Annotated in this window: 10 protein-coding genes; 2 read left to right on the forward strand and 8 right to left on the reverse strand. The window is 67.0% G+C overall.

Annotated features, from left to right (window positions below; translation table 11 throughout):
• Positions 1 to 80: 80 nt before the first annotated feature.
• The 6 genes from AC0Z35_RS25865 to AC0Z35_RS25890 are packed head-to-tail and all read right to left on the reverse strand — an operon-like array spanning position 81 to position 7,317.
• Positions 81 to 851, reverse strand: a complete 771-nt coding sequence (locus AC0Z35_RS25865; protein WP_046805440.1) for a class I SAM-dependent methyltransferase — start codon at positions 849 to 851, stop codon at positions 81 to 83.
• A 38-nt stretch (positions 852 to 889) separates the two neighbouring features.
• Positions 890 to 1,936, reverse strand: coding sequence for an acyl-CoA dehydrogenase family protein (locus AC0Z35_RS25870; protein ID WP_485133225.1), 1,047 nt, complete (start codon positions 1,934 to 1,936; stop codon positions 890 to 892).
• Between the two features lie 48 nt (positions 1,937 to 1,984).
• Positions 1,985 to 3,376 carry an acyl-CoA dehydrogenase family protein gene (locus AC0Z35_RS25875; RefSeq protein WP_485133224.1) on the reverse strand — a complete coding sequence of 464 codons (1,392 nt, stop codon included), beginning with the start codon at positions 3,374 to 3,376 and terminating at the stop codon, positions 1,985 to 1,987.
• Positions 3,377 to 3,381: 5 nt separating this feature from the next.
• Positions 3,382 to 4,365 carry a Bug family tripartite tricarboxylate transporter substrate binding protein gene (locus AC0Z35_RS25880; RefSeq protein ID WP_046805442.1) on the reverse strand — a complete coding sequence of 328 codons (984 nt, stop codon included), beginning with the start codon at positions 4,363 to 4,365 and terminating at the stop codon, positions 3,382 to 3,384.
• Positions 4,366 to 4,411: 46 nt separating this feature from the next.
• Positions 4,412 to 6,517, reverse strand: a complete 2,106-nt coding sequence (locus AC0Z35_RS25885) for an acetate--CoA ligase family protein (protein WP_485133223.1) — start codon at positions 6,515 to 6,517, stop codon at positions 4,412 to 4,414.
• Complete coding sequence (locus AC0Z35_RS25890) at positions 6,514 to 7,317, reverse strand: enoyl-CoA hydratase (RefSeq protein ID WP_046805444.1); 804 nt, start codon at positions 7,315 to 7,317, stop codon at positions 6,514 to 6,516. Before AC0Z35_RS25890 ends, AC0Z35_RS25885 begins: the two co-directional genes overlap by 4 nt.
• Positions 7,318 to 7,438: 121 nt before the next feature.
• On the opposite strand from AC0Z35_RS25890, the gene AC0Z35_RS25895 reads away from it, so the two are divergent.
• A complete protein-coding gene (locus AC0Z35_RS25895; RefSeq protein WP_485133222.1) occupies positions 7,439 to 8,212 on the forward strand; it encodes an IclR family transcriptional regulator in 774 nt (257 codons plus the stop codon).
• Between the two features lie 111 nt (positions 8,213 to 8,323).
• Here the strand turns inward: AC0Z35_RS25895 and bktB are convergent, their stop codons facing one another.
• Positions 8,324 to 9,505, reverse strand: coding sequence for a beta-ketothiolase BktB (gene bktB / locus AC0Z35_RS25900; RefSeq protein ID WP_046805446.1), 1,182 nt, complete (start codon positions 9,503 to 9,505; stop codon positions 8,324 to 8,326).
• 40 nt (positions 9,506 to 9,545) lie between these two features.
• Positions 9,546 to 10,331, reverse strand: coding sequence for a crotonase/enoyl-CoA hydratase family protein (locus AC0Z35_RS25905; protein WP_485133221.1), 786 nt, complete (start codon positions 10,329 to 10,331; stop codon positions 9,546 to 9,548).
• A 223-nt stretch (positions 10,332 to 10,554) separates the two neighbouring features.
• Between AC0Z35_RS25905 and AC0Z35_RS25910 the strand changes: the two genes are divergently transcribed.
• Complete coding sequence (locus AC0Z35_RS25910) at positions 10,555 to 11,703, forward strand: acyl-CoA dehydrogenase family protein (protein ID WP_319302527.1); 1,149 nt, start codon at positions 10,555 to 10,557, stop codon at positions 11,701 to 11,703.
• The last annotated feature ends 75 nt before the right edge of the window (positions 11,704 to 11,778 follow it).

The raw sequence follows: 11,778 nt of genomic DNA on the forward strand, positions 1-11,778 counted from the left end.
TAATTATGAACAAGCCCATGTTAAATCCCGACGCGGAAAAAGGTAAACCCCTGGAAAACCCCTTCCGCCCGTCGGCTGCTTCAGAAGTGCAGAACCCCGTCCACGGCGTGGCGCGTCAGCGATCGGGCCCAACGGCGGGCCGGCAGGCCGTATTTGGATTCCACGACTTCGGCCCGCGCCAGCAGATCGGCGGGCGTCACCGCCAGGCGCGGGCCGGAGAAGGCCAGCACGATCTGATTGCCGGCGTCCACCTCGGGCAGCAACACCACGCGGTCGTCGAAGGCCTTGGACAGGTTGTCGATGTTCTTGCCAAAGCTTTCGTGGCGGCCGAACAGGTTGACGGCCACCACGCCGACCTCGCCCAGCACGCGGCGGCAGTCGCGGTAGAACTTCACGCTGTCGCGCACGGGGCCTTCGGCCGAGGCGTCGTACAGGTCGACCATCAACACCGGGCAACGCCCGGCATTGGCGGGGTCGGCCACCCACTGGCCGGCGTCCGCGTGTTCGACCAGCAGCCGGTTCGAGCCCGGCAGGCGGAAGAACATATGGCAGGCGGCGGTTACGCGCGGGTTCCATTCCACGGCCAGCAGCGGGCTACGCGTGTGCTTGACGCAAAAGCGCGCCAGCGACCCCGCGCCCAGGCCCAACATGCCGATGGATTCTTCCTTGGGCGGTTCCAGGAACAGCAGCCAGGCCATCATCTGCGCGGTGTATTCCAGCACCAGTTCAGCCGGACGCTTGACGTGCATCGCACCCTGGACCCACGGGGTGTTGAAGTGCAGATAACGCACGCCATCCAGCTCGGACAGGGTCGGCTGGTCCAGTTCGGAGGGGAAGTTCGATTTATTCATGGCGGCGATTGTAGGTCGGACGCCGCGCCAACGGTGGCTCAAGGCAGATCAGCGTTTTCCTCGGCGGCGCCTTCCCAGATGCGCTCCAGCCACTGGGTGCAAGATGCGTCCGCATGCAGGCTTGCCGCCAAGCGCAACACCCGCTTCAGATACAAGTGCGCGTCGCATTCCCAGGTGATCCCCATGGCGCCATGCACCTGGATGGCGTTCTGGGCCGCGCGCCGGCCCGCTTCCACCGCCAGCAGCGGCACGTAGAGGCTGTCGCGTTCGGCCGAGGGCGCGTCGGCATCGTGCGTGGCGGCGGCCGCCCGACCGGCCAGACGCGCATCGTCCAGCGCCATCCAGTCGTCCGCCAAGCGGTGCTTGATGGCTTGGTTTGCGCCGATGGCGCGGTCAAACTGGCGCCGTTCGCGGGCATACGCCGCCGCCATGTCCAGCGCGGCACTTGCCGCACCCAGCAGCTCAGCCGACCGCAGCAAGGTCAGCCGCGTCTTCAGGCGCCGCCACTGGCCGGCGTCCAACCGCACGTCCACGGTTTCCGCTACGTCAGGACTCGCCACGCTTGCGACGGGCATCGTCGGGTCCAGCCCTGCCCTGCCCGCCACGGGCGCGTGGCGTTCCAGCCGCAACACGCCCGGCGCGGGGTAATGCACCGCCAAGCCGGACACGCCCTGGCCTGCGCCTTCCACAAACGCAGACCCGTCCGGGCGCAGCGTCACATCCGCGAAATATCGCTGGCCCTGCATCATCTGGCGCGCCCAGGTTGCCGCCGGCTCGGGCAAGCCCGCCTTGCACAGGGTTGGCAGCAGCACCATGTTTGCCGCCAGCGGCAGGCTAAGCAGATGACGCCCTGCCGCTTCGGCCACCACCCAGGCGTCGGCCAGCCCCAGGCCCAGGCCGTCTTGTTCAGCGGGCGCCAGCAGTGCGGGCCAGCCTTGTTCGCACAGGTCTTGCCACAGCGCCAGCCGGTCGGCGGCCGGCTGCGTCGCGGCGGCGCGCGCCACGCGGGGCGGATGGCGATCCGCCAGAAAGCGCGCGGCCGATTCTTGCAGCATGCGCTGGTCTTCGTTCAAGGAAAAAGTCATGGTGTCGGCGTTGGTTCGAATCAGGCTTTGGGCTTTGGGCTTCGGGCTTCAGGCTTTAGGCAATCCCAGCATCTGCTCGGCGATGATGTTGCGCTGGATCTCGGAGGTGCCGGCCAGGATGGTTTCGGCGCGTGACCACAAGTAGGCGTGCGTCAGCGTTGCCGCGTCCGCGTCGATATCGGCGTTGAAATCGGCTTCGATACAAGCGTTGCAATCGGGCCTGATGCCAGCTTCCCTATCGGCCTCAACACCGGCAGTACCGCGCACATTGATACCCGCATCGATATCCGCATCGATACCCGCATCGATACCCGCATTGCCGACCGCGCCCGCCTTGCCGGCTCCCTTGCCGTCGCCCGCGCCATGCCCCGCCCCTTCCAGGCACGCGCCTTCTCCCAGCATCTGCAAGGACAGCTCCAGCAAGCGCTGGTGCGCCTCGCTCCAGTGAATCTTGGTGGACGACCCTTCCGGCCCAGGCGGATCACCACGCATGGCGCCTTCCAGCGCGCGCCGCGACTTCAACGCCAGCACGTGGCTGTCGGCCGCCAGCCGCGCCCAACGGTGGCGCACGTCGGCCGACGAAGCCGGCGTGTGCCCGTAAGCGTCGGGCCGCAGCGCCAGCCGCCGCACCGCTTGCAGCTCTTGCGCAAACCGCACCAGACGCGGAATGAAGTAAGTGCCGCGTTCGAAACTGGCGGCGGCCATCGCCACCTTCCAACCCTGGTTCTCGGCGCCCAGCAGCAGGTCTTGCGGCACGAATACATCTTCGAAAAACACTTCGCAGAATTCCGCGTCGCCCGTGATCTGGCGGATCGGTTCGACCCGGACGCCCGTGCTGCGCATGTCCACCAACAGAAAGCTCAGGCCCTTGTGCTTGGGCACGTTGGCATCGGTGCGCGCCAGCACGAAGCACCACTGGGCGCGGTCGGCGAACGACGTCCAGATCTTGTGCCCATTGAGTCGATACCCGCCCGCCACCGGCTCGGCGCGCGTGCGGACCGAGGCCAGGTCCGACCCGGCGCCGGGTTCCGAATAGCCCTGGCACCAGACGTCGCGGTTGGACAATATGCCCGGCAAAAAACGGCGCTTTTGTGCGTCCGTGCCAAAGTGCAGCAACGTAGGCGCCAGGATGCCGTGGCCGATCAGGTTCACGCCCAACGGCGCGCCGCAACGCGCGTGCTCCTCATGGAATACGGCCTGGCGCGATAGCGGCAAGCCGTGCCCGCCATATTCGCTGGGCCAACCCAGGCCGGACCAGCCGTGGCCGCACAAGGTGTCTTCCCACGCCCGGCGAAAGTCCAGGTCACGGGGGCACGCGCCGCCAGGCCAGCCGCGCACAAAGCCGGCATAGGTCTCGGCCAGCCATGCGCGCAATTGCGGGCGAAAGGCGTCGTCGTCCAGTGCCAGGATGCGGGCGGCCGCGTTGTCCTGTCGATCCATACCGCTTACTCCAATCGGATATTCGAATCGCGCGCGACCTTGGCCCAGGTCGACACGTCTTGCCGGATGAACGCCGCGAATGCTTTGGGGTCGCTGCCGATGATGTCCAGCCCCAGCCCCACGAACTGCGCTTTCACGTCGGGCTGTTGCAGGATCTGCGCCAGATTCGTATAGAGCTTGTCGACGACCGCCTGCGGCGTGTTCGCCGGCGCCACCAGTCCCAGCCACGGCATGGCCGAATAGCCCGGCAGGCCGGAAGCCGCCACCGTCGGCAGGTCGGGCACCGAAGCCGAGGGCTTCGTGGTCGTCACCGCCAGCGCGCGCAGCTTGCCGTCCTTGACGAACGGGCCGGACGAGGCCCAGGCGTCGAACATCACCTGGATACGCCCGGCCACCAGATCGTTCAGCGCCGGCGCGCTGCCCTTGTACGGAATATGCGCCATCTGCACGCCCGCCATGCTGTTGAACAGTTCGGCCTCAAGGTGCGTGGAACTGCCCGCGCCCACCGAGCCGTAGCTGACCTTGCCGGGGTTGGCCTTCAGATACGCAATCAGTTCGCCCACGTTCTTGGCCGGAATCGACGGGTGCACCTCAAGCACGTGCACCACCGAGGCCACCTGGCTGACGGGCGTGAAGTCCTTGATGGGGTCGTAGTTGACCTTGGCGTACGTGCTGGGCGCGATGCCCAGCGATGACGCGGCCATCAGCAGCGTGTAGCCGTCGGGCGCCGCGCGCGCCACGTAGTCGGACGCAATCATCGTGCCGCCGCCCGGCTTGTTCTCTACGATCACGGTCTGGCCCAGCTTGGCGGTCAGCCGTTCGGCCAGCAAGCGGCTCATGATGTCGGCCGCGCCACCCGGCGAGAACGGCACCACGATGCGCACGGGCCGGCTGGGATACGCGTCCTGCGCCAGCGCGGGGGTGGCCGCGCCGGCCACGGCGAAGGCCATGCCGGCCAACAGCCCTTTGATTGCTTGTCTCTTCTTCATGCTTGTCTCCTCCTGGGGAATGCGTTGCGCGCATGGCGCGGTGGCACTACGGGGTTGCGGGCAGGATCAACGCGTCCAGTACGGCAACGCCTTGTCCCGCCTCTTTGATCAGCAAGGGATTGACTTCGATTTCGGCCACCTGCGCGGGCGCGGCCAACAGCGCGTTGCCCACGGCGACAATCGCCCGGCAGGCCGCCGCCACGTCCGCACGCGGCTTGCCCCGGTAGCCGTCCAGCAAGGGGTACGCCTTCAGTTCTTGCAGCATCCGCATGGCGATGGCCTCGTCCACGGGCAGCAGGCGGTGGCTGGTGTCTTGATAGATCTCGGTCAGCACGCCGCCCAGGCCCACCGTCAGCACGGGGCCAAAAACGGGGTCGCGCGTGGCGCCCACGATCAGCTCCGCCACCCCGCGTTCCATCTTCTGCACCATCACGCCATCGACGCGCGCGTCGGGTTGCGCGGCCGACGCTGCGTGCAGCACGCGGTCGAACGCAGCGCTGACGGCGGCGTCGTCGGCCAGCCCCAGCGCTACGCCGCCGGCCTCGGTCTTGTGCGCGATGTCGGCGCTAAGTATTTTCAGCGCCACGGGATAGCCCGCCTGGCGCGCGTGGGCCACCGCGTCATCCGCCGTGCGCGCCACCCTGGCAAGCGCTTGCGGCAGCCCGAAGGCGGCAACGTAGGCGCGCGCGTCCACTTCGTTGCAGGGCAGCGCCGGCACGGGCGGGGCGTTGACGTTGATGGGTTGGTCGGTGGGGTTGTCGATGGCCGCCATCCGCCGCGTGCCGCGTGCCTCGCACCACAACAGATACGGCGCCAGCGCGGACACGGCTAGTCCCAGGTCTTCAAACACCGCGACCTCGGCCTCGCGCAAGGCGGCGCGGCTTTGCGCCAGGCCGGTGTCGATGGCGACGAACAAGCGCTGATGCTGGCGCGATGCCTCGGCCAGCGCGTCGGCCATGCGGTCCAGCATGTAGCCGGGCGCGTAGACCACCACGGCGTCGATGGCGTCGGTGGTGGCCAGGGCTTGCAACACCGTGCGCACAAACGCCGGATCGTTGACGACGTTGCCGGTCACGTCCACCGGATTGCCGACCATGCCGTAGTCCGGAATGCCGCCGCGCAGCACGGTTTGCAGGTCGTCGGGCAGATCCGGCAGTTCCAGCCCCGCGCCGATGAACTTGTCGGCCAGGATGGCGCCCAGCGCCCCCGACATCGTCAGCACCGCCACGCGCTTGCCGGCGCTGCGATGGCGCAGCGTGGCCAGGCTGGCCAGATGCGCCATCTGTGCAAAGTCGGTGGCTTCGATGACGTTCAATTGGCGAAACGCCGCCGCGTAAACGCGCTTGTCGCCCGCCAGCGCCGACGTGTGCGAACGCACCGCCGCCGCGCCTTTATCGGTGTTGCCAGCCTTCAGCGCAATCAACAACTTGCCCTGGCGTTCCAGCGCCTGGCAGGCCCGCACGAAGCGTTCGCCATCGCGCAGTTGTTCGATGTAGCCCAGCACTATCTCGGTGTGGGCGTCTGCCGCCAGATATTCCAGGTACTGCGAAAAATCCAGGCAGGCCTCGTTGCCGGTATTGATGAAGTGCGAAAACGGCAGGTCAAGCCGACGCGCGATGGCGTACACCGCCGCGCACACATTGCCGCTTTGCGTCAGCAGGCTGACCACGCCCGGCTGCGTTTGCGCGGGCGCCGTCTTGAATACCGAGGCAAAGGCGGTGTGCGCCTGCGTGTTCAAGTTAGCAAACCCCATGCAGTTCGGGCCCGCCACGGCCATGCCGCTTTGCGCCACGAACGCTTCCAGCTCGGCTTGCAGGCGCGCGCCCTCGCCGCCCGCCTCCGCAAAACCCGCCGCATACACGATGGCCGCGCGCACGCCCCGGGCGTGGCAACGGCGCAGCATGGGCGTGACCTCGGCGGCGGCAATCGCCAGCACGGCCAGGTCCACGGGTTCGGGCACGGCTTCAATGTCGGGCCAGCAACGTAAGCCGAACACTTCCTGGTACTTCGGGTTGACGGGGTAGATGCCGCCCGCGTAGCCAAAGCGCGTCAGCAGTTCCAGCGGCATGCCGCCAATGCGGCCGGCGTTGGCGCTGGCGCCGATCATGGCAATCGAGCGCGGGTCCAGCAGGCAGTCCAGCGCGGGCCTCATGCCGTTTCGCCCTTCTTGTTGCGCTGAATGGCCTGGGCCAGGCCGCGTTCGCGCACGGCCTGGAATTCTTCACTAAGGTGCGACAGCTGGTGCGTGTCGAAATGCGCCGACAAGGCCGTGCGAAAGCCCTGCGCATCGGCCGTGCGGTTCAACGAGCGCTTGATCAGCCGCAGCCCGAAGGGCGGCGCCTGGGCAATGCGCCGGGCCAGCGTCAGCGTGGCTTCGTCCAGCTCGGACTCGGGCACCACGCGGTTCACCATGCCGATACGCAGCGCCTCGGCCGCGTCGACTTTTTCGCCGGTGTAGAGCATTTCCTTGGCTTTGCGCAGGCCCATCACCCAGGGGTGGATCAGCACTTCGGTGGCGGCGGCGGCCAGCGTGTGGCCGACGGGGTCCGAAAAGTACGCGGTGTCGGCGCACACGACCAGGTCGCACATGTTGGCGATCATGAAGCCGCCCGCCACGCAGGCGCCCTGCACCTGCGCGATGGTGGGTTTCGGGAAATCCCAAATGCGCAGGCAATAGCCGTAGTAGCGGCGCGACTCGTATTCCCAGCGTTCTTCCACGGTGAAGTCGGCGCGCTTGGCTTGCGCTTCTTTCAGGTCGTGCCCCGCCGAAAAATGCGCGCCGCGTCCGGCCAGCACCACGACGCGCACGGCGTCGTCTTGTTCGGCCCGGGTCAGGGCGTCGTCCAGTTCATCCAGCATTTGCTGGCTTTGGGCATTGCGCGCCGATTCGCGCGCCAGGCTGATGCGGCAGATCGAGTCGTGGTGCTCGACGGCCAGGGTGGCGTATTCCATAGTCTCCTCGTCTTTTGCAACGCCCGCGCTTGTGGATGGCACGGGTCGATGGGTCGATTCGATTGAATTAACGCACCTGGAATCCTAGAATACAAAATATTCGACCACTTTTTCCCACAATATGAACAAGATGATGGCTACCGGCGGCACCCAAAGCATGCGGCGCGCGCTGGGCCTGCTACGCGTGCTGGCCCAGCATCAGGAAGACGGCATCGACCTGCAAGGCGTGATGAGCGCGACGGGGCTGGAACGGTCCACCGCCCACCGCCTGTTGAGCTGCCTGCTGGAAGAGCAATTCGCCGAACGCGACGCACGCACGCGGCGTTATCGCCTGGGCGTGGATTCCATGCAGCTGGGTTTCGCGGCGTTGCGACGCACGCCCTTGCTGGATGCGCTGCGCCCTTTCGCGCAGAAGCTGGCCCGATTGTCGGGCGACACCGTGTTCCTGGTGATCCGCCAGGGGGATTACGCCTTGTGCCTGCTGCGCGAGGCGGGCTCGTTTCCGGTCAAGGTGTTCACCATCGACCAGGGCGAACGGCGGCTGCTGGGCGTGGGCGCGGGCGGGCTGGCGTTGATGGCGAGTTTGCCGGACGAAGAAATCGCGGCGCTGTATGCGCGGCACGCGGCCAGCTACGCGCAGATTGGCGTCTCAAGCGCGGCGTTGATGAAGGCCGTCAAGCAGACGCGCGCGACGGGGCATTCTGAAATCGTGGATACGATCACGCCGGGCGTGTCGGGCGTGGGCGTCGCGTTTCCGGTATCGGAGTTGACGTGGGTAGCGTTCAGCTTCGGCGCCATCAGCAGCCGGCTGGATGCGCCGCGCCGCGCCAAGATGGGCGAGCTGCTGCGGGCCGAGTGCCAGGCCTGGGCGGCGGGCTATCTGGGCCAGGCATGAAGGAAAAGCGCCCCGCGGGGAGGCGGGGCGCTGGGCGGCGTCATTCAGCTGCGTCATTCGGCTGCGTCATTCGGCTGCTTCCGAAGCCGCAGCCAAACCGGCATCAAACCCTTAAATGCGTTCGAAGATCGCGGCAATGCCTTGGCCGCCACCGATGCACATCGTCACCAGCGCATAGCGGCCGCCCACGCGTTGCAGTTCGTGCAGCGCCTTGACGGTGATGATCGCGCCCGTCGCCCCGATGGGGTGGCCCAGGCCGATGCCGCTGCCGTTGGGGTTGACCTTGGCGGGGTCCAGCTTCAATTCACGCGCCACGGCGCACGCCTGGGCAGCAAACGCTTCGTTGGCTTCGATGACGTCCAACTGGTCCACCGTCAGACCGGCGCGCTTCAAGGCGGCCTGCGTGGCGGGCACCGGGCCGATGCCCATGATGTTGGGGTCGACGCCCGCGTGCGCGTAGGCGACCAGGCGCGCAAGCGGCTTGATGCCGCGCTTGGCGGCTACCGAGGCGTTCATCAGCACCACGGCGCCCGCGCCGTCATTCAGGCCCGACGCATTGCCCGCCGTGACCGTGCCGTTCTCTTTCTGAAACACCGGCTTCAGCCCTGCCATGGTGTCGGCGGTGACGTCGCGGCGCACGTGTTCGTCGGTGTCGAACACGACTTCGCCCTTGCGGGTCTTTTGCACCACCGGCACGATCTGGTCGCGGAAGTAGCCGGCGTCAATGGCGGCGGCGGCGCGGCGATGCGATTCGGCCGCCAACGCGTCCTGGTCCTGGCGGCTGATGTTGAATTTGGCCGCCACGTTTTCGGCCGTGACGCCCATGTGCATGCGGCCGAAGGGGTCGGACAAGGCGCCGGTCATCATGTCCAGCATGACGCTGTCGCCCATGCGCGCGCCCCAGCGTTGCGAGGGCACGATGTATGGGGCGCGGCTCATGCTTTCGGCGCCCGCGCCGATGGCGATATCGGCATCGCCCAGCATGATGGTCTGCGCGGCCGACACGATGGCCTGCAAGCCCGAACCGCACAGGCGGTTGACGTTGAAGGCAGGGGTTTCCTTGGCGATGCCGGCGTTCATGGCCGCCACGCGCGACAGGTACATGTCGCGGGGTTCGGTGTTGATGACGTGGCCCACCGCAACGTGGCCGACTTCGTCGCCCTTGACGGCGGCGCGTTCCAGCGCGGCCCGAATAACCGTGGCGCCCAGGTCGCAGGGCGGCACGTCTTTCAGCGCGCCGCCAAAATCGCCGATGGCGGTGCGCACGGCGGATGCGACGATAACTTCATTCATGGTGTTTCCTCCTTGTGATGTTTTCCATCATAACGCCGGCCTAGCGCCCCCGCGCCGCAAGAAATTGGGCGACGGCGTCCGCGTGCGCGTCGGTCTTGTGGGCCAGCGCCTGGTATGCCGCCGACAGTTCCAGCAAGGCGTCCAGGCGCGCATGCTGGCTTTCGCGCAAGAGGCGCTTGGTCAGCCGCACGGCCTGCGGGGAATTGGCCGCCATGCGTCCGGCCAGCGCGCGCGCTGCCGGCAGCAGTTCCTGGCCCGGCACCACGCGCGACACCAGGCCCCATTCCAGCGCCGTGGCCGCGCCGATGGCGTCGCCGGTAAACGACATTTCGGCGGCACGCGCCATGCCGATCAAGCGCGGCAAAAACCACGCGCCACCGTCGCCGGGAATGATGCCCAGCTTGACGAAGCTCTCGGCAAAAGTGGCCGACTCCGCCGCGATGCGCACGTCGCACATGCAGGCCAGGTCGCAACCCGCGCCAATGGCCGGGCCGTTGACGGCGGCAATGGTGGGCACTTCAAGCGCGTGCAAGGCCAAGGGCAATCGTTGGATGCCGTGCCGATATTCCTGGCGCAGCGCGGCCGGGCTCACGTCCGGCCCGATCTGGCGCTGCATTTCGTGAATGTTGCCGCCCGATGAAAACACCTTGCCTGTCGCGGTCAGGATCAGCACGCGCACGTCGGGGTCGTGCTCGATACGCGCGAAGATGGCCAGCATCTGGTCCACGATATCGCTGCCGGTCAGCGCGTTGCGCGTAGCGGGGTCATCCAGCGTCAGCGTCGCCACGCCGTCCGCGTCCAATTCAAAATGCACGAGTTCCGTCATGTTTTCCCTTTCCCGATTACAGGTTTTGGATCGCCGCCGCGCACGCCGGCAAGAATGTCCAGCGTAGGCGCGTGGCCGGGCAGCGTCCAATATTAGTTTTTGCACCGGCGATACGAATCCGGTATCGAAAAGCCCAAAAATAATATTGGACGGCGGTGGCGACGCTGCCGGATAGTGGCCTGACGTGCCCGCCATCCAGGCGGCGTCGCAACGGAACCGGACCATGATCGAACCGCTGGACCTGACCCCCATCCCCGCCCCCGACGAAGCGCTGCGCGCGGATATCCGCGCCTTTCTGGCGGACACGCTGGACGGGTTGGAGCCAGATGAACGCGCACGGTCCTGGATGGGGTTTGACGCGGGCTTCAGCCGCCAGCTTGCCGAGCGCGGCTGGCTGGGCCTGACGTTGCCGCGCGAATTCGGCGGCGCCGACCGAGGCCATTTCGCGCGTTTCGTGCTGTCCGAGGAATTGCTGGGCGCGGGCGCGCCGGTATCGGCGCACTGGATCGCCGACCGCCAAAGCGCCCCCTTGATCCTGAAGGTCGGTACCCCCGCCCAAAAGGCGTTTTACCTGCCGCGCATCTGCCGCGCCGAGGCGTTCTTTTGCATCGGCATGAGCGAACCGGGATCAGGCTCGGACCTGGCCAGCATCCGCACGCGGGCAGAGCCGATGCCTGGCGGTTGGCGCTTGAACGGCAGCAAGATCTGGACCACCAACGCGCACCGCTCGCACTACATGATTGCGCTGGTGCGCACGTCGGGATCCCCGCAGGACCGGCACCAGGGCCTGTCGCAGCTGATCGTGGACCTGTCGCTACCCGGCGTGTCGGTGCGGCAGATTCAAGACTTGACCGGCGATGCGCATTTCTCGGAAGTGTTCTTCGACAACGTGGAATTGCCGGACGATGCGTTGATCGGTGAAGAAGGCGCGGGCTGGGCGCAGGTCAATGCCGAATTGGCGTTCGAGCGCAGCGGCCCGGAACGGTTGTATTCCAGCGTTGCGCTGCTTGAATGCTGGTTAACGCACTGCCGCGCCTTGTCGGGCGACGCCGTGGACCGCGCGACCTTGGGCGCCATCTTGTCGCAGATGGCGGTGTTGCGGGCGATGTCGCTGGCGGTGGCGGGCAAGCTGGCCGCGGGCGGCAGCCCGGCCACCGAAGCGGCGCTGGTGAAGGACTTGGGCACGGAACTTGAGCAGCAAATTCCCCGCCTGATCGGCGACGCGCTGGGCCGTCACCCCAACCTGCCGCCCCCATTGCCCCTGCTGCGCACGCTGACGTACCTGGAACAGGTTGCGCCCACGTTCTCGCTGCGCGGCGGCACCCGTGAAATTCTGCGCGGCATCATCGCGCGCGGGCTGGGGCTGCGGTAAGGCGCGGGCTGATGTCATGGGGCTGATGTCATGGGGCTGATGTCATACAGGCTGATCTGCGGCGTGTTAACTGAA

The organism is Achromobacter sp. 1L-A-4-B-C2 (assembly GCF_057291955.1).